Annotated in this window: 18 protein-coding genes; 4 read left to right on the top strand and 14 right to left on the bottom strand. The window is 72.7% G+C overall.

Annotated elements, in window-relative coordinates; all coding sequences use genetic code 11:
• Positions 1-53: 53 nt before the first annotated feature.
• The 3 genes from KC207_RS02725 to uvrA form a co-directional block, all read right to left on the bottom strand.
• Positions 54-965: a hypothetical protein gene (locus tag KC207_RS02725; RefSeq protein ID WP_211601367.1), complete on the bottom strand. Its 912-nt coding sequence runs from the start codon at positions 963-965 to the stop codon at positions 54-56.
• A gap of 199 nt (positions 966-1,164) precedes the next feature.
• Entirely contained in the window at positions 1,165-1,647 is a 483-nt protein-coding gene (locus KC207_RS02720) for a Rieske (2Fe-2S) protein (protein WP_211601366.1), read from the bottom strand.
• A gap of 64 nt (positions 1,648-1,711) precedes the next feature.
• Positions 1,712-4,735: an excinuclease ABC subunit UvrA gene (gene uvrA, locus KC207_RS02715; RefSeq protein WP_211601365.1), complete on the bottom strand. Its 3,024-nt coding sequence runs from the start codon at positions 4,733-4,735 to the stop codon at positions 1,712-1,714.
• Between the two features lie 30 nt (positions 4,736-4,765).
• Between uvrA and KC207_RS02710 the strand changes: the two genes are divergently transcribed.
• Complete coding sequence (locus tag KC207_RS02710) at positions 4,766-6,577, top strand: glycoside hydrolase family 15 protein (protein ID WP_249138511.1); 1,812 nt, start codon at positions 4,766-4,768, stop codon at positions 6,575-6,577.
• The gene (locus KC207_RS02705) at positions 6,574-7,236 is read left to right on the top strand and encodes an MBL fold metallo-hydrolase (RefSeq protein ID WP_211601363.1); all 663 of its coding nucleotides are present in this window, start codon (positions 6,574-6,576) and stop codon (positions 7,234-7,236) included. Before KC207_RS02710 ends, KC207_RS02705 begins: the two co-directional genes overlap by 4 nt.
• A gap of 13 nt (positions 7,237-7,249) precedes the next feature.
• Here the strand turns inward: KC207_RS02705 and KC207_RS17010 are convergent, their stop codons facing one another.
• Positions 7,250-9,634, bottom strand: a complete 2,385-nt coding sequence (locus KC207_RS17010; protein ID WP_211601362.1) for a glycosyltransferase family A protein — start codon at positions 9,632-9,634, stop codon at positions 7,250-7,252.
• 124 nt (positions 9,635-9,758) lie between these two features.
• Here KC207_RS17010 and KC207_RS02695 point away from each other — a divergent pair, with 124 nt between their 5' ends.
• Positions 9,759-10,631, top strand: a complete 873-nt coding sequence (locus tag KC207_RS02695) for an EamA family transporter (protein WP_211601361.1) — start codon at positions 9,759-9,761, stop codon at positions 10,629-10,631.
• 10 nt (positions 10,632-10,641) lie between these two features.
• On the opposite strand, the gene KC207_RS02690 is transcribed toward KC207_RS02695, so the two are convergent.
• The 10 genes from KC207_RS02690 to rpsA form a co-directional block, all read right to left on the bottom strand.
• The gene (locus KC207_RS02690) at positions 10,642-11,685 is read right to left on the bottom strand and encodes a TerC family protein (RefSeq protein ID WP_211601360.1); all 1,044 of its coding nucleotides are present in this window, start codon (positions 11,683-11,685) and stop codon (positions 10,642-10,644) included.
• A gap of 20 nt (positions 11,686-11,705) precedes the next feature.
• Positions 11,706-13,823 (bottom strand): excinuclease ABC subunit UvrB, encoded by a 2,118-nt coding sequence (uvrB, locus tag KC207_RS02685; RefSeq protein ID WP_211601359.1) that lies wholly within the window; start codon positions 13,821-13,823, stop codon positions 11,706-11,708.
• 51 nt (positions 13,824-13,874) lie between these two features.
• A complete protein-coding gene (coaE, locus tag KC207_RS02680) occupies positions 13,875-15,062 on the bottom strand; it encodes a dephospho-CoA kinase (RefSeq protein ID WP_211601358.1) in 1,188 nt (395 codons plus the stop codon).
• Between the two features lie 10 nt (positions 15,063-15,072).
• On the bottom strand, positions 15,073-16,209 hold the full coding sequence (locus tag KC207_RS02675) for a serine hydrolase domain-containing protein (protein WP_211601357.1): 1,137 nt from the start codon (positions 16,207-16,209) through the stop codon (positions 15,073-15,075).
• Entirely contained in the window at positions 16,206-16,676 is a 471-nt protein-coding gene (locus KC207_RS02670) for a PPOX class F420-dependent oxidoreductase (RefSeq protein ID WP_211601356.1), read from the bottom strand. The genes KC207_RS02675 and KC207_RS02670 overlap by 4 nt, the downstream gene beginning before the upstream one ends.
• A gap of 52 nt (positions 16,677-16,728) precedes the next feature.
• Positions 16,729-17,832: an ABC transporter ATP-binding protein gene (locus KC207_RS02665; protein ID WP_211601355.1), complete on the bottom strand. Its 1,104-nt coding sequence runs from the start codon at positions 17,830-17,832 to the stop codon at positions 16,729-16,731.
• Positions 17,833-17,851: 19 nt separating this feature from the next.
• The gene (locus KC207_RS02660; RefSeq protein ID WP_211601354.1) at positions 17,852-19,150 is read right to left on the bottom strand and encodes an ABC transporter substrate-binding protein; all 1,299 of its coding nucleotides are present in this window, start codon (positions 19,148-19,150) and stop codon (positions 17,852-17,854) included.
• A 49-nt stretch (positions 19,151-19,199) separates the two neighbouring features.
• Positions 19,200-20,069: a carbohydrate ABC transporter permease gene (locus KC207_RS02655; protein ID WP_367616021.1), complete on the bottom strand. Its 870-nt coding sequence runs from the start codon at positions 20,067-20,069 to the stop codon at positions 19,200-19,202.
• Positions 20,066-21,031 (bottom strand): carbohydrate ABC transporter permease, encoded by a 966-nt coding sequence (locus KC207_RS02650; protein WP_211601353.1) that lies wholly within the window; start codon positions 21,029-21,031, stop codon positions 20,066-20,068. The genes KC207_RS02655 and KC207_RS02650 overlap by 4 nt, the downstream gene beginning before the upstream one ends.
• Positions 21,032-21,190: 159 nt before the next feature.
• Positions 21,191-22,678: a 30S ribosomal protein S1 gene (gene rpsA / locus KC207_RS02645; RefSeq protein WP_211601352.1), complete on the bottom strand. Its 1,488-nt coding sequence runs from the start codon at positions 22,676-22,678 to the stop codon at positions 21,191-21,193.
• A gap of 154 nt (positions 22,679-22,832) precedes the next feature.
• On the opposite strand from rpsA, the gene KC207_RS02640 reads away from it, so the two are divergent.
• Positions 22,833-23,636 carry a class I SAM-dependent methyltransferase gene (locus KC207_RS02640; RefSeq protein WP_211601351.1) on the top strand — a complete coding sequence of 268 codons (804 nt, stop codon included), beginning with the start codon at positions 22,833-22,835 and terminating at the stop codon, positions 23,634-23,636.
• Positions 23,637-23,650: the final 14 nt, after the last annotated feature.

Raw genomic sequence — 23,650 nt, 5'->3', positions numbered from 1 at the left:
AAGAGATCGGTTGTCATGTCTCGGGGGATGTTCCCTTGCGTCGGGAGCGGGGTTCACGCTGCGTGGCGACGCGAGATCGCGACGGCCCGCCGGACGGCAGCGACGACACGGTCCGGGTGGCGGAGGTCCTGCCACGTGATCCTCACGACGACGTACCCCAGCTCGCGGAGCCGGTCCTCACGCCGCTTCTCGCGCACGAGTGCCTCGGGTCCGCCGTCGCGGTACTTCACCAGCCCGTCGAACTCGACGAGGACGTTCGTCCCGTCGACGGCCAGGTCGACCCGCCCCACGAGAGCTCCTCCGGCATCACGCACCTGCACCTGCGGGGTCACCGCCAGTCCGGCGGCCACGAGGACGAGCCGCAGCCTGCTCTCGCCGACGCTCTCGGATCGATCGTCGCAGAGGGACGTCATGGCCACGGCCTGCTGGACCCGTCGGTGCCCGGCCCGCCTGCTGGTCTCCGCGACGAGGGCGTCGTGGGCGACGACTCCGCGGCCCAGTGCGGCGTCGGCCGTCACCACTCCGACGGCGGCACCATGGTCGAGGGCAGCCTGCACGATCGCGTGCACGGGCGAGGTCGCCGGTCCGGTCTGCGTGTCGATGACCGTGGCACCCGGATCCAAGGCGCGGATCCGGGCGCCGCTGCGGGTCACCTGTCGATCCACCGGCCGACGGAGCAGGGCCGTCGACAGGGGCATCCCCCAGACCGGGAGTCCGGACGCGAGGAGAGCCGATCGACCCGCCAGCACCGCGTCCGGGTACTCCAGGAGCAGCGCGCGGCACAACTCGGCATGGCGGGCCTCGGGGCTCGCCGCCGCAGGACCGACCCCGTAGAGGCCACGCCCCAGCGACCTGATGACGCCTCGCCGGCACCCTGCGGTGAGGACGTCCCGGTCGATCCCGTGCCCGAGCGCCATCCGCGTCGTGAAGACTCCCCCGATGGCCCAGCCCCATGTGTCGTCCATGTCGTCACCGTGACTGTGCCCCCTCGGCGGCACCAGGGTGATCCACGGGTCTGGGGACGAGGACGCGACGGTCGAGCACCCTGTGGACTGCGCCGTCTGCACTGCGGTGTCGGGTGAAGCAAGGGAACCTCCGGCGAGACAAGGCAACGGTTGTCTTGCGTCACCGGACATTTCGGGGTGACCCCGAAATGTGGGGGCGTCAGGTGATGGTGAGGCCGTCGCCGTCGAGGGTGACGGACTTCTCCGGCAGCGGGTCGGTCGCGGGACCCTGGAGGACCTCGCCGGTCGAGGCGTCGAACTCGCTGCCGTGGCACGGGCAGGAGATGACGTTGTCGGCGACACCGCCGACGGTGCAGCCGGAGTGCGTGCAGACGGACGAGAACGCCTTGTACTCGCCCTCGGTGGGCTGGGTGACGACCGTCTCCATGTCCTCGACGACGAGACCGCCGCCGACCGGCACGTCGGCGGCGGCGATGGCGTCGCCCGCCGCCCCGGCCGCCGAGCTCGCGGCGTCCCCGGCGGCGTCCGCCGCCTCCTCCGCGGAGGACCCGCACGCGGCGAGCGTCCCGACCCCGGCCACGCCCGCACCGGCGACACCGACGGCCCGCAGGCTGTCGCGACGGCTCCAGCAGCGGCAGGTGGCGGTCGTGGAGTCGGGGCCGTGGCTGTGCTCGGTGCTCATCGGGGGTCCTTCCCGGTGGGGGTCACGAACCCCCAGTATCACCGCCCGGGCTGGACGCCACCTGTCAACCGGCCTTCCTGCGCGAGCCCGACGCCCCTGACGACCGGCCGCCCGAGGAGCGGGCGCCCGAGGAGCGCGACCCGCCGGCCCGCCCCGCTCGCCGCCCTCGCGTCGGCTGCGACGTGCGCGCCGTCCGCTCGAGGATGGGCGCGAGGAACCGCCCGGTGTGCGAGGCCTCGACCTTCGCGACCTGCTCGGGCGTGCCCTCGGCGACGACCTGGCCGCCGCCGCTGCCGCCCTCGGGGCCGAGGTCGACGAGCCAGTCCGCGTTCTTGATGACGTCGAGGTTGTGCTCGATGACGATGACGGTGTTGCCCTTGTCGACGAGCCCCTGGAGGACCCCGAGGAGCTTGCGGATGTCCTCGAAGTGCAGTCCGGTCGTCGGCTCGTCGAGGACGTAGACCGTGCGCCCGGTCGAGCGCTTCTGCAGCTCGGAGGCGAGCTTGACGCGCTGCGCCTCGCCACCGGAGAGCGTCGGCGCCGGCTGACCGAGTCGGACGTAGCCGAGCCCGACGTCGTTGAGCGTCTTCATGTGCCGGGCGATGGCGGGGACGGCGGCGAAGAAGTCGGCGGCCTCCTCGATCGGCATGTCGAGCACGTCGGCGATGGACTTGCCCTTGTAGTGCACCTCGAGCGTCTCGCGGTTGTACCGGGCGCCGTGGCAGACCTCGCAGGGGACGTAGACGTCCGGCAGGAAGTTCATCTCGATCTTGATCGTGCCGTCGCCGGAGCACGCGTCGCACCGGCCGCCCTTGACGTTGAACGAGAAGCGCCCGGGCTGGTAGCCCCGGATCTTCGCCTCCTCGGTCGTCGCGAAGAGCTTGCGGACGTTGTCGAAGACGCCCGTGTACGTGGCGGGATTGGACCGCGGCGTGCGCCCGATCGGGCTCTGGTCGACGTGGACGACCTTGTCCAGGTGCTCCAGCCCCGTCACCGTCTTGTGCCGACCGGGGACATGCCGGGCGCCGTTGAGCTTGTTCGCCAGCACGTTGTAGAGGATGTCGTTGACGAGGGTCGACTTGCCGGACCCGGACACCCCGGTGACCCCGACGAGCGTCCCGAGCGGGAAGGACACCGACACCTTGTCGAGGTTGTGCTCGGTGGCGCCCACGACGGTGACCTGGCGGTCCTTGTCACGCGGCCGGCGGACCGACGGGGTCGGGATCTCGCGGCGGCCGGAGAGGTACTTGCCGGTGATCGAGTCCGGGTGGGTCAGCAGGTCGGCCACCGTGCCGGCGTGGACGACCTCGCCGCCGTGCTCGCCGGCGCCCGGACCGATGTCGACGACCCAGTCCGCGGTGTTGATCGTGTCCTCGTCGTGCTCGACGACGATGAGGGTGTTGCCGAGGTCGCGCAGCCGGGTCAGGGTCTCGATGAGCCGGTGGTTGTCCCGCTGGTGCAGGCCGATGCTCGGCTCGTCGAGGACGTAGAGGACGCCGACGAGCCCGGAGCCGATCTGGGTGGCGAGGCGGATCCGCTGGGCCTCGCCGCCGGACAGTGTCCCGGCCGGCCGGTCGAGGCTGAGGTAGTCGAGGCCGACGTCGAGGAGGAAGCCCAGCCGGGCGTCGATCTCCTTGATGACCCGGGCGGCGATCTGGCGCTCGCGCGCGGTGAACTCGATCGTGGAGAAGAAGGCGGCGCACTCGGCGATCGCCATCGCCGAGACCTCGGCGATGGAGCGGCCCCCGACGAGCACGGCGAGCGACTCGGGCTTGAGCCGGGCGCCCTTGCACGTCGGGCACGGCACCTGGCGCATGTAGCCCTCGTACCGCTCGCGGCTCCAGTCCGAGTCGGTCTCGGCGTGCCGGCGCTTGACGAACGGCACGACACCCTCGAAGCCGGTGGAGTACGAGCGCTCCCGGCCGAAGCGGTTGCGGTAGCGGACGTGCACCTTGTGGTTGCGGCCGTGGAGCAGGGCCTCCTTGGCCCGCTTCGGCAGGCCGCGCCACGGCGTGTCCATCGAGAACGACATCTCGTCGGCGAGGGCGGTGAGGACCCGCTGGAAGTACTCCGAGGCCCCCGACCCGCTGGCCCACGGCGCGATGGCGCCCTCGGCGAGGGTCAGGTCGTCGTCCGGCACGACGAGCTCGGGGTCGACCTCGAGCTCGGTGCCGATGCCGGTGCAGTCGGGGCAGGCGCCGAACGGGCTGTTGAAGGAGAACGACCGGGGCTCGACCTCGTCCATCGACAGCGGGTGGTCGTTGGGGCAGGCCATCTTCTCGGAGAAGCGGCGCTCCCGCTCGGGGTCGTCCTCGTCCCGGTCGACGAAGTCGACGACGACGAGCCCCCCGGCGAGCCCGAGAGCCGTCTCGACGGAGTCGGTGAGCCGGCGCTTGGCCTTGGGGTCCCCGCCCTTGCTCACGAGGCGGTCGACGACGACCTCGATCGTGTGCTTCACCTGCTTCTCGAGCGTCGGCGGCTCGGTGAGCATGACGATCTCGCCGTCGACCCGGGCCCGGGAGAACCCCTTGATCTGGAGCTCCGCGAACAGGTCCACGTACTCGCCCTTGCGGGCCCGCACGACGGGCGCGAGCAGCTGGAAGCGCGTGCGCTCGGGCAGCTCGAGGAGGCGGTCGACGATCTGCTGCGGGCTCTGCCGGGTGATGGGCTCGCCGCACACGGGGCAGTGCGGGCGCCCGGCGCGCGCGAAGAGGAGCCGGAGGTAGTCGTAGACCTCGGTGATCGTCCCGACGGTGGAGCGCGGGTTGCGGTTCGTCGACTTCTGGTCGATGGAGACCGCCGGGGACAGCCCCTCGATGAAGTCGACGTCCGGCTTGTCCATCTGACCGAGGAACTGCCGGGCGTAGGCGGACAGCGACTCGACGTAGCGTCGCTGGCCCTCGGCGAAGATCGTGTCGAAGGCGAGCGAGGACTTGCCGGAGCCGCTGAGCCCGGTGAAGACGACGAGGCCGTCCCGGGGCAGCTCGACGCTGACGTCCTTGAGGTTGTGCTCGCGGGCTCCACGGACGACGAGGTGGTCATGAGTCACGTCCGCCAGGCTAGTCCTCGCCACCGACAGGCCCGACATCCGAGGTCGGCGGCGTCTAGGGTCGAGAGGGTGACCACCCCCATCGGCGAGTACGCCCTCCTCGGGGACACCGAGCGCGCCGCCCTCGTGAGCCGTCACGGGGCGATCGACTGGCTGTGCCTCCCCCGCTTCGACTCCCCCGCCTGCTTCGCCGCCCTCCTCGGCACCGACGACCACGGCCGCTGGTTCCTCGGCCCGGTCGAGGAGGCGAGCGCGACCCGGTCCTACCGGGGCAGCAGCTTCGTCCTCGACACCGTCCACGAGACCGCGACCGGCCGCGTGCGGGTCACCGACCTCATGCCCTTCGGCGACGGCCGGGCCGACGTCGTGCGCGTCGTCGAGGGCCTGGACGGCGAGGTCGAGATGGACCACCAGTGGGTCGTGCGGACCGGCTACGGGAAGATCCTCCCCTGGGTCTCGCGCGTCGAGGACGCCGCCGGCCAGACCGTGATCCGCGCCATCGCCGGACCCGACATGCTCGTCCTGCGCGGCGACCGCCTCCCGGAGCCCGAGGACCACCACCACCGCGACGTCTTCACGGTCCGGGCCGGCGACCGGCTGCGCTTCTCGATGACGTGGGTGCCGTCCTGGTGCCCGGTGCCGGAGGCCCTCGACATCGACTCCCGGATCGAGGACACGGTCTGCCACTTCGACGACTGGGCGGACCGCAACCACTATGACGGTCCCTACCCGGAGGCGGTCACCCGATCCTTGCTCGTCCTGCGGCTGCTCACCGACGAGCTGCGGGGCGGGATCGTCGCGGCCCCGACGACGAGCCTTCCCGAGGACATCGGCGGGGAGCGGAACTGGGACTACCGGTACTGCTGGCTGCGGGACGCCTCGCTGACCCTCGAGGCCCTCCTCGCGTGCGGCTACGTCGACGAGACACGGCTGTGGCGGGACTGGCTCGTGCGCGCCGTCGCCGGCGACCCGTCCGACCTCCAGATCATGTACGGCGTCGACGGCTCCCGCGAGCTGCCCGAGCGCGAGCTCGACCACCTCCCCGGCTACGAGGGCTCCCGGCCCGTACGGGTCGGCAACGGCGCCGTCGGCCAGCGGCAGAGCGACGTCCTCGGCGAGGTGATGATCGCCCTCGACCGCGCCCGGGCCCTCGGCGTCACCGAGTCCGGCGAGTCCTGGTCCGTGCAGCGGGCCCTGGTGTCCGACCTCGTCGAGCACTGGGACCAGACCGACCACGGCCTCTGGGAGATCCGCGGTCCGGCCCAGCACTTCACGCACAGCAGGGTCATGGTCTGGGCCGCCTTCGACCGGGCGATGCGCGCCGTCGAGGACGGTGGGCACGAGGGGGACGTCGAGACGTGGCGGTCGTTGCGGGACCGCGTCCACGCGGAGGTCTGCGAGCGCGGCTACGACCCGGACCGGAACACCTTCACCCAGCACTACGACACCCGGCAGGTCGACGCGGCCCTGCTCCAGCTGCCGGTCGTCGGCTTCCTGCCGTGGGACGACGAGCGGATCCAGGGGACGATCGCCGCGGTCGAGGAGGACCTCATGCGCGACGGCTTCCTCCTGCGCTACCGCACCGAGAGCGGCGTCGACGGTCTCGCCGGTGACGAGAACCCCTTCCTCGCCTGCTCGTTCTGGCTCGTCACGGCCTTCGCCGGCTGCGGACGCCTCGACGACGCCCGGGCCCTCATGGAGCGGCTCCTGGGGTGCGCGAACGACCTCGGCCTCCTCGCCGAGGAGTACGACCCGGCCACCGGCCGGCTCGTCGGGAACTTCCCGCAGGCGTTCTCCCACCTGGCCCTCGTCCAGGCCGCCGCCGCCATCGCCGACGCCGAGCACGGGCGTCCGACGACGGGGGTAGCGTCGGGAGCATGAGCTACACCGGAGACGTCACCCCCGGCGGACCGAGCGACGAGCGCGACCTCGGCGCCGCCACGATCCGCAAGATGTCCGTGTCGGACATGCACAACAACGTCTACCTCCTCACGTGCGCCGCGACCGGGGCCCAGCTGCTCGTCGACGCCGCCGACGACGCCGAGCGCTGTCTCGCCCTGGTCGCCGAGGGCAGCGGCCGGCTCGACCACCTCGTGACGACGCACCAGCACTGGGACCACGTCCGGGCCCTCGAGGACGTCGCCCGGTCCACCGGGGCGCGGACCTACGCCGGCGCCGACGACGCGGACGCGCTCCCCGTCGCACCGGACGTGCGTCTCGCCCACGGTGACACCGTCCGGGTCGGCGAGCTCGTCCTCGACGTCGTCCACCTCCGCGGGCACACGCCGGGGTCGGTGGCGCTGGCGTGGCAGGACCCCTCGGGCACCCACCACCTCTTCACGGGTGACTCGCTCTTCCCCGGCGGCGTCGGCAACACCAAGCAGCCGGGCCAGGACTTCGACACGCTCTACGCCGACGTCGTCGCCCGGGTCTTCGAGGTCTACCCCGACGAGACGTGGTTCTACCCCGGTCACGGCGGCGACGGCACGATCGGCGCCGAGCGACCGCACCTCGAGGAGTGGCGCGAGCGCGGGTGGTGACGCCCGCGAGGGATCAGCCCCGGCGGACGGCGTCGACGGCGTCCAGCACGCCGCGGTAGCCGGCGAGGACGCCCTCGGGCGTGGCGTGCCGTCGCACCCAGCCGGCGGCTCGCTCACGCACCGCGTCGGCCTCCGCGCCCCCGCGCAGCCGGGCCAGGCGCTCGTCCACGAGCTCCCCGTCGAGGTAGACGGCTCGGTCGCCCAGCCGCGACCGGAGGACCTCCGGGGCGAGCACGAGGGTCCCGTGCGCCCAGGCGTCGACGACGTCCGCGACGGTCCCCGCCCCGGGCCCCGGTGGGAGGACGAGGACGTCGACGCCGCCGAGGAAGCCCGACCACGTCGTGTCCGGCAGCGCCCTGCGGACGACGGGGCGACCGGCGAGCCGGGTGCGGCCCAGCCCCCGGCACCACACCGTCGTCGCCGGGTCGCGGGGCACGAGGTCCCGCTCCCAGGCGGCCCGGTCCGCGTCCTCGGTGCCCCTCGGAGGGAGCAGCCCCACGACGAGCCCGGGTCCGAGCCACCCCTGCCGGTCCGACACCGGGGCGGCCGTGGCGACCCACGGCGTCTCCGGGAGGACCGAGGCCCCGGGGAGGCGGCGGCGGAGGTCCTCGCGCACGGCCGCGTCGGCGGGGAGCCAGTGGACCGTGGGTCGGGGCTCCCCACGCACGCCGTGCGCGGCGAGGAGGTCGGCCGCCGCGAGGACGTCGTCGTCGACCGCCTCGACGACGACGACGAGGTCGTCGGCCCCCGCGGCCGCCACGCGCCGCCACGGCATGACGAGGACGGCGGCCGGGTCGTGGACGAGCGCCAGCCGGGAGCGGACGTGCTGCTCGGGCAGCACCCACCGCGCGGCGCCGGTCCGCAGGTGCGCGCCGACCGCGTCGCCGGGCGGCTGCGGGGGGACGCGGACGTCCCGCGGCCCCGGGAGCTCGACGAGCCCGACGCGCACGCCGGCCCCGCAGAGGGCCGCGACGAACGGGGCGACGTCCCGGGGGACGTTCGGGCCGAGCGACGCGAGGAGGGCGACGTCGACGGTCCCGGCGTCGGCGTCCTCGCGGCCGGTGGTCACGTGGCCGGGGGCGGCGAACGGCCCCCGCGCCGGGGGCCGGAGCATCGGGCTCTCCCGACCCGCCCGCACCTCGGCGTGCCACGCGCCGGCCGACGCCGCGTAGGCCTGGCGCGCGGCGTGCCGCCGGAGGAAGCCCATGTCGCCCCGGGACAGCGACCCCGGGGTCAGCTGGATGACGGCGAGCGGCTCCGGGAGGGTGACGACGGCCCCGTCACCGAACGTGGCGAGGAGGCGGTCGAGGAGCTCGCGGTCGCCCGAGCGGCGGACCGCGTCGAACCCGCCGAGCCGTGCCGTCACCGCCTCCCGGCGCAGGAGGAGCGAGGACAGGTTCGTCGCGATCTTGTTGAGCCCGAGCGCCGTGAGCTCGAGCCGGTCCGTGGCCCGCACGGCGTGGGACACGGAGGCCATCGCGTCCGGCGACGCGGCGAGGGCCCGGACCTGCCGCTCGAGCCGCTGCGGGTGCGCCAGGTCGTCGGCGTCCTGGAAGGTCACGTAGCGGCCCCGGGCGTGGGCCAGGCCGAGGTTGCGGGCGGCGTAGGCCCCGCCGTTGCGGTCGGACCGCAGGAGCCGCACCCGCGGGTCGAGGGCGGCGCAGGCGTGCAGGTGCTCACGTCCCCGCGTGGAGGCGTCGTCGACGAGGAGCACCTCGAGGGTCACCCAGCTCTGCGCGAGGACGGACCGGACCGCCGTGAGCAGGTCCGGTCCGGGGTCGTGGACCGGCATGACGACGGACACCTGGTCGCCCCACACGGGGTCCACCGGTCCCGCGACCAGGCGCTGGAAGGGCGTCCCGTCGCCGTCCGCGACGGTGAGGGGGACGAGCCCGCGGTCGGTGAACGGCCGCGAGAACGACGCCTCCCACCGGCGCCGGTCCCCCGCGGGGGTGCGGAACGGGCTCAGCAGGTCCGTCGCGACCGCCCACCAGTGCTCCGCCTCGACCTCGTCCTCCCGCGGGCCCGCCGCACCGCGGTCCAGCCGCCCCGTGACGAGGAGGACCTGCAGCCACAGCCCGAGCACCTTCGGACCGAGGTCGGCGTCGCCCCCCGCCGCGTGGTCGAGGAGCAGCGCGACGTCGTCGAGCGTGGCCCGGTCCCCGGGCTCCGCGGCGAGGACGTAGCCGAACCGGCCCAGGCCCTCGGCGTCGGTCCCGGCGAGGTCGCCGGCCCTGGCCCGGGCCACGAGGCCCGCCGCGTCCGAGACTCCGCCGCTGGCCCGCAGCGCGAGCAGGTCCAGCCAGGCCGAGTCCGGGTACCGGGTCACGAGCCGCCCCACCGCGGCCGGCAGCGCCCCCGCGGGCAGGACCGGCAGGCGCGGCGACGAGGGCGTCACGTCCTGCCTCCTGGAGCGAGCGACGACGGGGATGGCGGGGCGCCGGCACGGTGTCCCCGACGGCCCACGGTACCGGCCGCGGACCGGTCCCCGAGCCCGTCCGGGGCCGGGCTAGCCTGACGCGGTGACGACCGCCGACCGCATCCCCGCGCCGGTCCTCGTCCTCGGCGGGATCGTCTCCGTGCAGTTCGGCGGAGCCCTCGCCGCGACCCTCGTCCCCGTCATCGGAGCGGGTGGGTCGGTCGTCATGCGGCTGCTCTTCGCGACGGTGCTGCTCCTCGCCGTCGTCCGCCCACGCTGGCGTGGCCACTCCCGCCGGGCGTGGGCGACGGTCGTCGCCTTCGGGGTCGCCCTCGGCCTGATGAACTTCGCGTTCTACGGCTCCCTCGCCTACCTGCCGATCGGCGTCGCGGTGACGATCGAGTTCATCGGCCCGCTGGCGCTCGCGGCCGCCCTCTCCAGGCGGCTGCTCGACGGCGTCGCCGTCCTCTTCGCCGCGGGCGGGGTCGTCCTCATCTCGGAGGCGCTCCACGTCCCGCTCGCCGAGCTCGAGTGGGCCGGCATCCTCCTCGCCCTCACGGCCGGCGCCTTCTGGGCCGGGTACATCGTCCTGTCCGGGCGCACGGGGGCGGAGTTCCCCAAGCTCGAGGGGCTCGCCCTCGCGATGGTCGTGGCGACCCTCGTCACCCTGCCGTTCGGCGTCGCGAGCGTGCCGCAGTGGGACGCCGGGCTGCTCGCCAAGGGTCTCGGCATCGCCGTGATGTCCTCGGTCCTGCCCTACTCCCTCGAGCTGCTCGCGCTGCGCCGGCTGCGGGCGCAGGTGTTCGGGGTGCTGCTCAGCCTGGAGCCGGCGTGCGCCGCGCTCGCCGGGCTCGTCGTGCTCGGCCAGCGGCTCGGCCCCGTCCAGCTCGTCGGGATGGCCCTCGTCGTCGCCGCGTCGACGATCGTCCTCGGGCTCGGCGCCCGCAAGGACCCGGCGGCCGCCGCCGCCACCTGACGGCGGTCGCTCAGCCGCGCCCACCCGCGACGTCGCTGGGCTCCCGGTCCGGCGCGGCGTCGTGGCGCGACCGCCACAGGCTCGCGGCGGCCGTCACGCCGAGGATGACGACGATCGCCCCGAGCGACACGCTGGTCGGGATCTCCGGGACCGGCAGCGGGCGGCCCCCGTTGACGAAGGGCAGGTCGTTCTCGTGGAGGGCGTGCAGGACGAGCTTGACGCCGATGAACGCGAGCAGGACCGCGAGCCCCTGGCTGAGGTAGACGAGGCGTCGCAGCAAGCCGCCGATGAGGAAGTACAGCTGGCGCAGCCCCATGAGCGCGAAGAGGTTCGCGGCGAGCACGATGTACGGCTCGTCGGTGAGGCCGTAGATCGCGGGGATCGAGTCGAGGGCGAAGAGCAGGTCGGTCGTGCCGAGCGCGAGAATGACGAAGAACAGCGGGGTCGCGACCCGGGCCCCGCCCTCGACGGTGAAGAGCCGGGTGCCGTCGAACGTCGTCGTCGCCGGCAGCCGCCGCTCGACGACTCGCATGAAGCGGTTCTGCTCGTACTCTTCCTCGTCGTCGTCGCCCCCACGGACGAGCATCACCGCCGTGTAGACGAGGAAGGCGCCGAAGACGTAGAAGATCCACGTGAAGCGGTCGATCGCGGCCGCCCCGACGGCGATGAAGACGCCGCGCAGGAGGATCGCGATGACGATGCCCACCATGAGGGCGAACTGCTGGTAGCGCTCCGGGACCCGGAAGGCCGACATGATGAGGATGAAGACGAAGAGGTTGTCGACGGACAACGAGTACTCGGTCACCCATCCGGCGTAGAACTCCCCCGCCACGGCGCCCCCGGCGACCCACCACAGACCGGCCCCGAAGAGCAGCGCGGCGCCGACGTAGCCACCGAGCGCGACGGAGAGCTCGCGGGTGGACGGCCGGTGGGGCCGGCGCGCGATGATCGCGACGTCGGCGGCGAGGAGCACCACGGCCACCCCGATCGTCACCCACCACACCCACGGCAGGACGTCGAGGGCCGGCGCGGCGGCCGAGGTGAGGCTGGGCACCGCGCGAGTCTATGCGGCGCTCAGCGGGTCGCCTCGCTCATCTGCCGCAGCTCCTTCTTGAGGTCCCCGATCTCGTCGCGCAGGCGCGCGGCGAGCTCGAAGTGGAGGTCTCCGGCCGCCTGGTGCATCTGGGTGCTCAGCTCCTGGATGAGGTTCGCGAGCTCGCTCGCCGGCATGTCCTCCGGACGCCGCGAGACCCCGGCCGCGTCGGCGTCGGCGACGACGGTGCCGCGGCCACCCCGCCCGCCGTCGGCCTTGCCCCGGGAGCGGGCCCGCCCCGAGCCCAGCAGCTCCTGGGTGTCGGCGTCCTCGCGCTGGAGCATGTCGGTGATGTCGGCGATCCGCTTGCGCAGCGGCTGCGGGTCGACGCCGTGCTCGCGGTTGTACGCGATCTGCTTCTCCCGACGGCGCTGGGTCTCGTCGACCGCCTGCCGCATCGACGGGGTGAGGGAGTCGGCGTACATGTGCACCTGGCCGGAGACGTTGCGGGCGGCGCGACCGATGGTCTGGATGAGCGACCGCGCGCTGCGCAGGAAGCCCTCCTTGTCCGCGTCGAGGATCGCCACGAGGGAGACCTCGGGCAGGTCGAGTCCCTCCCGGAGGAGGTTGATGCCGACGAGGACGTCGAACTCGCCCATCCGCAGCTCGCGGAGCAGCTCGACGCGCCGGAGGGTGTCGATGTCGGAGTGCAGGTAGCGGACCCGCACCCCCTTGTCGAGGAGGTAGTCGGTGAGGTCCTCGGCCATCTTCTTCGTGAGGGTCGTGACGAGGACGCGCTCGTTGCGGTCCGCCCGCTCGGTGATCTCGTGGAGGAGGTCGTCGATCTGGCCCTTCGTCGGCTTGAGGACGACCTCGGGGTCGACGAGCCCGGTGGGCCGGATGATCTGCTCGACGTACCCGTCGGCCTTCGCCATCTCGTAGTCCCCGGGCGTCGCGGACAGGTACACCGTCTGCCCGATGCGCTCGAGGAACTCCTCCCACTTCAGCGGACGGTTGTCCATCGCCGACGGCAGCCGGAAGCCGTGGTCGACGAGGGTGCGCTTGCGGGACATGTCGCCCTCGTACATCGCCCCGATCTGCGGGACGGTCTGGTGCGACTCGTCGATGACGAGGAGGAAGTCCTCGGGGAAGTAGTCGAGGAGGCAGTTCGGCGCCGAGCCGGGCGAGCGGCCGTCGATGTGCATCGAGTAGTTCTCGATGCCCGAGCAGGAGCCGATCTGCTGCATCATCTCGAGGTCGTACGTCGTGCGCATGCGCAGCCGCTGCGCCTCGAGCAGCTTGCCCTGCTGCTCCAGCTCGGCGAGCCGGGCCTCGAGCTCGGTCTCGATGCCCTTGATCGCCCGCTCCATCCGGTCGGGACCGGCGACGTAGTGCGACGCGGGGAAGACGTACATCTCGTCCTCCTCGCGCACGACCTCGCCGGTCAGCGGGTGCAGCGTGTAGAGCCGCTCGATCTCGTCGCCGAAGAACTCGATGCGGACCGCGAGCTCCTCGTAGACCGGGATGATCTCGACGGTGTCGCCCCGGACCCGGAAGGTGCCGCGGGTGAAGGCGAGGTCGTTGCGGGTGTACTGCATGTGGACGAACTTCCGGAGGAGCTCGTCGCGGTCGACCTCGTCGCCGACCCGCAGCGGGACCATCCGGTCGACGTACTCCTGCGGGGTACCGAGGCCGTAGATGCACGACACGGACGCGACGACGACAACGTCGCGCCGGGTGAGCAGGCTGTTCGTCGCGCTGTGCCGCAGCCGCTCGACCTCGTCGTTGATCGAGGAGTCCTTCTCGATGTAGGTGTCCGACTGCGGGACGTAGGCCTCGGGCTGGTAGTAGTCGTAGTAGCTGACGAAGTACTCGACGGCGTTGTTCGGCAGGAGCTCGCGGAACTCGTTGGCCAGCTGGGCGGCGAGGGTCTTGTTCGGCGCCATGACGAGGGTGGGGCGCTGCACCTGCTCGACGAGCCAGGCGGTCGTCGCCGACTTGCCCGTCCCGGTGGCACCGAGGAGCACGACGTCCTGCTCCCCCGCCTTGACGCGGCGGGCGAGCTCGGCGATCGCCTTCGGCTGGTCGCCCGCGGGCGAGAACTCGGAGACGACCTCGATCGGCGCGACGCTGCGCTGCAGCTCGGTGGTGGGACGCATGCTCCTACGGTATGCCGCGCCACCGACAGCCCGGCCCCCGGCGGACGCCGGTCACGTCCCTGGCGGCTGCCACCCGGTCCGCTCGGCCCAGGCCCTGCACCGGCCGTAGGCGTCGGCGAACCAGGGCTCCTTCGCCTCGGCGTACTCCTCCGTCGTGGCGAGCCGGGCCGCGAGGGCCGTCTTGCTCGCGGCGTAGTCCTCGCGCTCGGCCGGCTCGGCCCGCAGCCAGTCGCGGAACCGGAGCGCGAACGTCCACCCCGGTGCACCGACCTCGCGCACGTGGACGTGCGCCACCCGGCCGGGGTCGCACGAGCCGTGGAACCGCTTGGCCCACACCGGGCCGTCGTGCCCGACGTCGGCGTCGTTCCCCTCGACCCGCGGGAACCCGGCCCCGGCCAGCGCTTCGACGAAGGCCGGGTCGTCGGCGGCGGAGAGGTCGCGCACCCCGACCTGGAGGTCGATGACGTCCTTGGCGAGCAGCCCGGGCACCGCGGTGGACCCGACGTGGTGCAGGCTCGCGGCACGGTCACCCACGGCGTGCCGGACGCGGGCCAGGAGGCGCGCGGCCGCGTCCGGCCACGCGGGATCGGGAGGGGTGAGGACCGGTGCGAGGAGCCGGCTGCGCGTGCGAGTGCGCAGGTTGTCCGCGAAGGGCTCGACCCGCTCGTGCCACGTCCGCCGGACCGCCTGCTCCAGTGCCTCCCGCGTGCCCTCGTTGTCGAGCCACACGTCGGCCGCCGCGCGCCGGGCGTCGTCGTCCGCCTGGGACGCGATGCGGGCCCGGGCGTCCTCCTCGCGCATCCCCCGGTCCTCGACGAGCCGCCGCAGCCGGGTCCGCTCCCCCGCCCCGACGACGACGACGAGGTGGTACTCGCCGACGCTGCCCTGCTCGACGACGAGGGGCATGTCGTGCAGCACGACGGCCCCGTCGGGGGCTGCGGCGAAGAGCTCCGTCGTGCGCTCGCGGATCCGCGGGTGGGTGACGGCCTCCAGGTCGCGCAGGGCGGCCCGGTCGCCGAAGACGACCCGCCCGAGGGCCGGCCGGTCGAGGGAGCCGTCGGGCAGGAGGACGTCGGGGCCGAAGCGCTCGACGACCTGCGCGAGCCCGGGCGTCCCGGGGGCCACGACCTCTCGGGCCACGCGGTCGGCGTCGACGACGTGCGCGCCGAGCGCACCGAAGGCCGCCGCCGCGGTCGACTTGCCGGACCCGATGCCCCCCGTGAGCCCGATCCGCAGCATGCGCCGCACCCTACCGAGGGCCGTCGAGGTCGCGGACGTCGGCGAGGAAGGCCTCGAAGGCCACGGCTCCCGACGGGCCGTCGAGGCCGCGGTTCGTGAGGAGGACGGACGTGCGGTCGGCGGCCGGGTCGGCGACGCCGAGCGTGCCGGTCCCGCCGCTCCAGCCGACCGCACCGGCACGGGGCCCCTGCGGGTCGTCCTCGGTCGCGACCGAGACCTGCCAGCCGTAGGAGTACCCGGGCGGCAGGAAGTCCGCCGCCGACTCCCGCTGGACGTCGGTGAGGGCGGGGCGACGGGCCGCGGCGACGGCCTCGACGGGGAGCGTCGCGGGCCGGACGAGCTCGTCGAGCACCCGCAGCACGTCGGGGGCGGCGCCCCACAGCCCGGCGGCGAGGGTGGGCAGGGCGTCGGGACGCGGTCCGTCCGGCTCGATCGGTCGCCACGTCCCGTCCTCGACGAAGAGGGCGGGTGCGCGGCGCTCGGGCGGCGGGGCGTCGAAGGACACGCTCGGCGCGTCGAGCGGTCCGGTGACCCGCTCGGCGACGAGGTCCGGCAGCAGCCCACCGGCGGCCCGCTCGAGGAGGATCCCGAGGACCTCCGTCGAGGAGTGGTACGCCCAGCCGGCGCCGGGCTGGAAGGTGAGCGGCAGCGCCGCGAACCGGGCGAGCAGCTCGGCACGCGTCAGGGTGGGGCCGACCGGACCCGGGTGGACACCGGCGGTCTCCATCGCCCGGGTCAGGGGTGTCGCGTCCGTCCCGATGCCGAGCCCGCTCGTCATCGTGAGGAGGTGGTGGACCGTCATGACCACGGCCTGGTCCTCGGTGTCCGTGAGCGGGCCGTCCGGGCGGCGGAGCACAGCCAGCCCGTCGAGCTCGGGGAGCCAGCGGCCCACGGGGTCCTCCGGAACGAGCACCCCGTCGGCGACGAGGCCCGCCGTCAGCAGCGCCGCGACCGGCTTGGACAGCGACGCGAGCCGGTACGCGGTGTCGGCAGCGACCGGGCGCCCCGCCCCGTCCGGCTCGCTCGTCCCGGCGACGGCGAGGAGGACGTCGGCGCCGTTGCGCACGGCCACCGAGTAGCCCGGCAGCGTCCCGTCGGCGACGAGCGCGTCGAGCCGGCGGCAGCGCAGCGTCCCGGTAAAGGTCATCCGTCCGCGAGCCGGGCCGGGAAGCCGCCGGTGGCGATCGGGGACCACCGGGTCGGGGTGATTCGCAGCAGCGACTTGCCCTGGTCGACCATCGCCTGCCGGTACTCGTCCCAGTCCGAGTGCTCGCCCGAGATGTTGCGGAAGTACTCGACGAAGGGCTCGACGTCGTCGGCCGCGTCGACGACGTCGACGTCCCCGTCGACCTGCACCCAGGCGCCGCCGAAGTCGTCGGAGAGGACGACGACGCTCGCGCGTGCGTCCCGGCGGGCGTTGCGGACCTTCGCCCGCTCGGGGTAGCTCGTGACGACGATCCGCCCCGAGTCGTCCACCCCGCCGGTCACGGGCGACGCCTGCGGACGGCCGTCCGAGCCGCGGGTCGTCATGAGGACCATGTGGTGCCGGGGCCGGACGAACTCCAGGAGCCCGTCGAGGTCGACCGTCGTGTTCGTCGCGATGCTGCGTGCCATGGCCCCAGCCTGGCACGTCCCGGCCCGTGGGGCGCTCCCCCGGCCCGGGGGCTCAGCCGACGAGCCGCTCCCCGCTCGAGCCGTCGAAGACGTGGACCTCGGACTCGACCGGCCGGACCCGGACGGTCTCCCCGACGGCGACGGGGACCCGCTTCTCGGTCTTGATCGTCACGCGCTCGGTGTCCGGGGCGTCGTCGGCGGGGTCGAGCGGCCCGCGCCGTCCGTAGACGAAGGACTCCGACCCCAGCGACTCGACGAGCTCGACCGTGAGGTCGATGCCCTCGGGGTCGCTCTCCGGCACGATCCGCCAGGACTCCGGGCGCACCCCGACGGTGACGCGCTCCCCCGCGGCCCCCGCGAGCGAGCGGTCGATCGGCACCTCGAGGCCGTGGACGTCGGCACGACCGTCGCGCACCGGGGCGTCGACGAGGGTGATCGCCGGGGACCCGATGAACGCCGCGACGAACGTGTTGACCGGCCGGTCGTACAGCTCGTCCGGCGGGGCGACCTGCTGGAGCCGGCCGTCGCGCAGCACGGCGACGCGGTGGCCCATCGTCATCGCCTCGACCTGGTCGTGCGTGACGTACACCGTCGTGATCCCGAGCCGTCGCTGCAGCCCCGCGATCTGGCTGCGGGTCGACACCCGCAGCTTGGCGTCGAGGTTGGACAGCGGCTCGTCCATGCAGAACACCTTGGGCTGACGCACGATGGCCCGGCCCATCGCGACCCGCTGGCGCTGGCCGCCGGACATCTGCCCCGGCTTGCGGTCGAGGAGGTCCTCGAGCTCGAGGATCCTCGCGGCCTCGGCGACCCGGGAGCGGATCTCGGCCTTGGCGACCTTCGAGTTGTCGAGGGCGAAGGCCATGTTCTGCGCGGCCGACATGTTCGGGTACAGCGCGTAGCTCTGGAACACCATCGCGATGTCCCGGTCCCGTGGCCGGACGCCCTTCTGGTCGTGCCCGTCGACGAGGATGCGTCCGCCGTCGACCGGCTCGAGGCCGGCGAGCATCCGCAGCGACGTCGACTTGCCGCACCCGGAGGGGCCGACGAGGACGAGGAACTCACCGTCGGCGATGTCGAGGGTGACGTGGTCGACGGCCGGTGCCCCGTCCTTGGAGTACCGGCGCGTCGCCTCGTCGAAGTAGACCGTTGCCATCGAAGGTGTCAGCCGCCCGTCAGAGCTTCGGCTCGATCTGGTTCTCGAACGCCTGCTGGGTCTCGGCGTCGAGGCGCTCGAAGACCGTCGCGACGTCCTCGCCCTGCGCCACCTGGTCCAGGCCGGTGCCGATCCGCAGGCCGCCACCGGGCACGAGCACCCGCGCGTTGTCCTGCGAGCGGGTCGCGGAGAGCTGGTCGATCGCCGTGCGGGCGTTCGGGTTCTCCTCGAGGTAGGTCTGCTCCTCGGGCAGCTCGGTCGCCGACTTGCGCACGGGCATGTACCCCGTCGCCTGGGTGAAGAGGACCGTGTTCTCGGGGTTGGTGAGGAACTCGACGAACTTCACGGCGTTCGCCTTGCGCTCGTCGGAGATGTTCGCCGGGATGGCGACGCCCGCCCCGCCCGTCGGGCAGTTGTCGGTGCCGGGCAGGAACGCCGTGCCCACCTCGAACTGGGCGTCGGTCGAGATCCCGCCGAGCGACCCGGTGGACTCGAGGATGCAGCCGGCGATCCCGGCGGAGAAGCTCGCCGCGGGGGTCGCGTTGTACGTGACGACCCCGTCCTGCGACAGCCGCTGGAGGAAGGTCCCGGCCTCGACGGTCGCCGGGTCGGAGAAGGTCGGGGTCCACTCCCGCGAGTAGCCGCCGCCGAAGTGCCACGCCATGTTCTGGAAGTACCAGTCGAGGTAGTTCGAGCCGTCGGCGAGCTGCATCGCCGACGCGTCCGCGCCGACGGCGGCCTTGAGGTCGGCCGACCACTCCTCGAACTCCTCCCACGTCTCGGGGCCGCGGTCGGGCAGGCCGGCCTTCGACCACAGCTCCTTGTTGTAGTAGAAGAGCGGCGTGGAGCGCGCGTACGGCAGCGCGAAGTGCGCCCCGTCGTAGAGGTAGTCGCCGTAGAGCGCGTCGACGTAGTCGGAGGTGTCGACCCCGGCCTCCGAGAGGAGGTCGTCGAGCGGGCTCAGCTGGTCGTTCAGCGCGAAGTTGAACCACGTGACGTCCGAGGCGACGATGACGTCCGGCTGCGCCCCACCGGCGAGCGAGGCGTTGAACTTCTGCGCGACCTCCTCGTAGTTCGCGCCCGCGTCGACGAGCTTGACGGTGAGGTCGGGGTTGGCCTCCGTGAAGGCGTCGATGATCTGCTGCTCGACGGCCTTGCTCGTGCCGGGGTGGTTGCTCCAGAACTCGATGGTGTTGCTCGCACCACCGCTGCTCTCACCGCCCCCCACCCCGGTGCCGGTGCCGGCACAGGCGGAGAGACCGGCGACGCCGGCCGCACCGGTGAGTCCGAGGAACCCGCGACGGGTGAAGCTGTTCATGGTCGTGCCTTCCGTGTGGCCGCCGGGGTCCCCGGCGGACGATGGGTGGTCAGCTCTTCACCGCTCCGGCGGTGAGGCCCTTGATCATCTGGCGTTGCAGGACGAGGAAGAGGACGAGGACGGGGAGCATCGCGAGGACGGTCGCCGCCATGACGGGCCCCCAGTTCGTCACGCCGTCGTTGTTCTGGAGCAGCGTGAGGCCGACGGGCAGCGGCGCGGTGCGCGAGTCGTCGGACATGAGGAACGGCCAGAGGTACTCGTTCCACTCGTTGACGACGGTGATGAGCGCGAAGGCGACGACGGTCGGCCAGGACATCGGCAGCGCGACGCGCCAGAGCAACTTGAGTGGGCCGGCACCGTCGAGCCGGGCGGCCTCGATGATCTCGCTCGGCAGCCCGAGGAACTGGTTGCGCATGAGGAAGGTGCCGAAGGCGACGCCGGCGAGCGGGACGATGATGCCCTGGAAGGTGTTGCGCCACCCGAGCTGCGCGACGAGGGCGTAGTTGCTGATGACCGTGATCTGGTTCGGCACCATGAGCGCGGCGATGACGACGAGGAAGACGAGACCGCGCCCGGGGAAGCGCAGCAGGGCGAGGGCGTAGGCGCTGATGACCCCGAGCACGATCTTGATCGTCGCGAGCGAGATCGTGATGACGAGCGAGTTGCGGAAGTAGTCGAAGAACGGGATCCGCGTCGTGACGTCGGCGTAGTTGTCGGTCGTCCCCGGCGCCGGGAGCCACTGGGCCGGCCGGACGTAGATGTCCTGGCGCTCCTTGAGCGAGGTGATCACGATCCAGAACAGCGGCACCGCGACGAGGAGGACGACGAGGACCATCCCGACGTACCCGGCGACCGTCATCGCCGGCGAGCGGTGGGACGCCGCCTCGGCGCCGTGCGCGACCTCCTTGCGCCCGATCACGTCTGCTGCCCCTTGTCCATGATCCGCACCTGGACGACGGTGACGAGCAGGAGGATGAGGAACATGACCGTCGCGACGGTGGCCCCGTAGCCGGCGCGCTGGTTGAGGAACGTCTCCTGGTAGACCTGGTAGACGAGTGTCGTCGTGCCGTTGCCCACGGGTCCGCCGCGGGTCATGACGTTGATGATGTCGAAGACCTGCACCGAGCTGAGCAGCACGGTGATCGACAGGAAGAAGGTCGTCGGCCGCAGCTGCGGCAGGAGCACCTTGCGGAAGTGCCGCCAGGGCGAGGCGCCGTCGATCTCGGCGGCCTCGTCGAGGTCGGCCCGGCGCCCCTGGAGCGCGGCGAGGTAGATGACGAAGGTGTAGCCGAGGTTCTTCCAGATGTACGTGAAGGTCACCATGAACAGCGCCCAGCCGGAGTCCTGGTAGAAGTTCGGCGTCCCGAGGCCGACCCGGACGAGCAGGTCGCGCACGAGCCCGAACTGCGGGTCGAAGACGAACTGGAACGCGAGCCCGATGGCGGCCCCGGAGATGACGAACGGCGCGAAGACGACCGAGCGCACGAGGTTGCGCCCCCGCAGCCGCTGGTCGAGCAGGAGCGCGAGGGCGAGCCCGAGGGCCATCGAGATCCCGACCGTCGCCACGGTGAAGACGAGCGTGTTGCCGAGGACCGTCCGGGTGTCGGCGCGGCCGAACCACTCGACGTAGTTCGCGACCCCGATCGGGTTGGCGACCGGCGCCGAGATGTTCCAGTCGGTGAAGGACAGCCGGATGTTGTCCAGGAGCGGCCGGTACGTGAAGACGACGAGCAGGGCGAGGTTGGGGAGGAGGAGGAGCGCCGCGAGGGTCCACTCCCAGGCACGCCCGCTCGAGCGCCGCGGCGGGGGTCCGACCGGGTCCGGTGGACCGCTCCTGCCCCCTGCCGAGGCGGCCTGCTCCGAGGTCGTCGTCGACTGCACGGGCTCAACGTAGCCACAAAATGTCGCAGACGGCGCGTTGAGGGGTGAACGATTCCCGAACGGGGCGGGGACGGCTGTGCCGGAGGCCGACACGGCGACGGCCCGGCCCCCTCGTGGGGACCGGGCCGTCGTGACCGGGGCGCCGTGCGGCGCGCCGGGTCAGTTGCCGGTGAGCTTCTCGCGCAGCGCGGCGAGGGCCTCGTCGGAGGCGAGGGTGCCCTCGTTCGACGGGGCCGGCGCGGCCGGACGGGCGGCCGGGGCCGACTCCTCCGCGGACTCCGAGGAGTACGAGGTGCCGGCGTCGCCGGCGGCCTCGGCGTCGGCCTTGAGCGCGGCCTCGACCTGCGCCCGGTGGGCCTCCCACCGCGCGTGGGCCTCGGCGTACTGCTTCTCCCACTCCTCACGCTGCTTCTCGTAGCCCTCGAGCCACTCGTTGGTCTCCGGGTCGAAGCCCTCGGGGTACTTGTAGTTCCCCTGCTCGTCGTACTCCGCGGCCATCCCGTAGAGGGTCGGGTCGAACTCGACCTGGCCGGCGCCGTCCTCGTTGGCCTGCTTGAGGCTCAGCGAGATGCGGCGACGCTCGAGGTCGATGTCGATGACCTTGACGAAGATCTCCTGGCCGACCTGGACGACCTGCTCCGGCAGCTCGACGTGACGCTCGGCGAGCTCGGAGATGTGCACGAGGCCCTCGATGCCGTCGTCGACGCGGACGAACGCGCCGAACGGGACGAGCTTGGTGACCTTGCCCGGGACGACCTGGCCGATCGCGTGGGTGCGGGCGAAGTGCTGCCACGGGTCCTCCTGCGTCGCCTTGAGCGACAGCGAGACCCGCTCGCGGTCCATGTCGACGTCCAGGACCTCGACCGTGACCTCGTCGCCGACCTCGACGACCTCGGACGGGTGGTCGATGTGCTTCCAGGACAGCTCGGAGACGTGGACGAGACCGTCGACCCCGCCGAGGTCGACGAACGCACCGAAGTTGACGATCGAGGACACGACACCGGTGCGGACCTGGCCCTTGCCGAGCTCCTTGAGGAACGTCGTGCGGACCTCGGACTGGGTCTGCTCGAGCCAGGCACGGCGCGACAGGACCACGTTGTTGCGGTTCTTGTCGAGCTCGATGATCTTCGCCTCGATCTCGCGGCCGACGTACGGCTGGAGGTCGCGGACCCGGCGCATCTCGACGAGCGAGGCGGGGAGGAAGCCGCGGAGGCCGATGTCGAGGATGAGGCCACCCTTGACGACCTCGATGACGGTGCCGGTGACGACGCCGTCCTCCTCCTTGATCTTCTCGATCGTGCCCCAGGCGCGCTCGTACTGCGCACGCTTCTTGGACAGGATCAGGCGACCCTCCTTGTCCTCCTTCTGGAGGACGAGGGCCTCGACCTCGTCACCGACGGCGACGACCTCGTTGGGGTCGACGTCGTGCTTGATGGACAGCTCGCGCGAGGGGATGACGCCCTCGGTCTTGTAGCCGATGTCGAGCAGCACCTCGTCGCGGTCCACCTTGACGATGTGACCCTCGACGATGTCGCCGTCGTTGAAGTGCTTGATCGTCGCGTCGATCGCGGCGAGGAGGTCTTCCTCGGTGCCGATGTCGTTGACGGCAACCTGAGGGGCGGTCGTGTCGACCGTGCTGGCAGTCATGTAGTAGGAACTCCGATGTGGACAGATGGACTCGGTGGGATGGTTCGGGTGTCCGCGGGCAGCCCGAAGGGCACACGCACACCCGTCCAGACTACCGCTCCGTCACCACGGCTGCCAATCCCGTCACGGCGCGCCCGGCCGTGCCCGCGCGGCGATGACGGAGCACGCAGCGCGCCGGCCGGCCGGCCCCGACGAGACGCGGTCGGCCAACCGCGCCTGGTGGGACGGCGAGGCCGAGGCGTACCACGCCGAGCACGGGGCGTTCCTCGGCGACGACGGCTTCGTGTGGGGCCCCGAGGGGTGGACCGAGGACGAGCTGGGCCTGCTCGACCTCTCCCCCGGGATGACGGTCCTCGAGATCGGTGCCGGCGGGGCGCAGTGCTCGCGCTCCCTCCTCTCCCGCGGCGACGTCCGGGTCGTCGCGAGCGACCTCTCCGGCGGCATGCTGCGCACCGCGGCCCGGATCGACGCCGGACGCGAGGGGCCTCCGGTCCCCCTCCTGCAGTGCGACGGGACGAGGCTGCCGCTCGTCGACGACTCGGTCGACCGCGTCTTCACGGCCTACGGCGTCGTCCCCTTCGTCGCCGACAGCGCGACGGTGCTCGCGGAGGCCGCCCGGGTGCTGCGCCCCGGGGGTCGGTTCGTGTTCTCGACGTCGCACCCGGTCCGCTGGGCCTTCCCGGACGTCCCGGGCGAGGCCGGGCTCACCGCCACGACGTCGTACTTCGACCGCACCCCGTACGTCGAGTCGACCTCGGGGGTCGTCACGTACGCCGAGCACCACCGCACCCTCGGCGACCTCGTCCGCCAGGTGGTCGCCGCCGGGCTCGCCCTCGTCGACCTCGTGGAGCCGGAGTGGCCGGAGCGCAACCGCGAGGAGTGGGGCGGCTGGTCGCCCCTGCGCGGGCGGCTGCTGCCCGGCACCGCGATCCTCGTCACCGAGCGCCCGGTCCCTTGACCCCGGACCGGCCG

It is taken from the genome of Phycicoccus avicenniae, from assembly GCF_018139485.1.
In the GTDB taxonomy this organism is placed as follows: Bacteria; Actinomycetota; Actinomycetes; order Actinomycetales; family Dermatophilaceae; genus Phycicoccus; species Phycicoccus avicenniae.
This window is presented reverse-complemented; position numbering and strand designations above follow the sequence as displayed.